Consider the following 635-nt stretch of genomic DNA (forward strand, 5'->3'; position numbering starts at 1 on the left):
GCGCTAACCACCGAGGCGGCGAGGGCGGCGAAGTCCGGCAGGGTTTGGCCGTCGGCCAGCAAGGCCCACAGGGTTTCCACGTCAGCTGGCGACGTGGTTTCGTCGAGGGACAGGCCCAGACGCTCGCCATCGACCACGCGCAAGTTGATCTGCTGGGCACGCGCCTTCTCGTGCAGCGCGGCAGTGTGCGCGCCGGTCTTGATCGTCAGGGTGTCGAAGAAGTTTTCTTGCTCAACCTTCAGGCCCAGAGTACTCAAGCCTTTGGCCAGAATCGCGGTCAGGTGATGCACGCGGTTGGCGATCTGGGTCAGGCCTTGCGGGCCGTGGTACACGGCGTACATGCTGGCGATGTTGGCCAACAGCACCTGGGCGGTGCAGATGTTCGACGTGGCCTTTTCGCGGCGGATGTGTTGCTCGCGGGTCTGCATCGCCAGGCGCAGGGCCGGCTTGCCGAAACGGTCGACGGAAACACCGACCAGACGGCCCGGCATGTCGCGCTTGAACGCATCCTTGGTGGAGAAGTACGCCGCGTGCGGGCCACCGAAGCCCAGCGGCACGCCGAAGCGTTGCGCACTGCCGATGGCCACGTCGGCGCCGAACTCGCCCGGCGGGGTCAGCACGGTCAGGGCCAGCAG

At 66.6% G+C, this 635-nt stretch carries 1 pseudogene; it reads right to left on the reverse strand.

Annotated elements, in window-relative coordinates:
- Positions 1-635: pseudogene (locus IB252_RS29890) on the reverse strand (glycine dehydrogenase (aminomethyl-transferring)); the annotation flags it as partial.

Source organism: Pseudomonas sp. PDM10 (assembly GCF_014852295.1).
Classification (GTDB): domain Bacteria; phylum Pseudomonadota; class Gammaproteobacteria; order Pseudomonadales; family Pseudomonadaceae; genus Aquipseudomonas.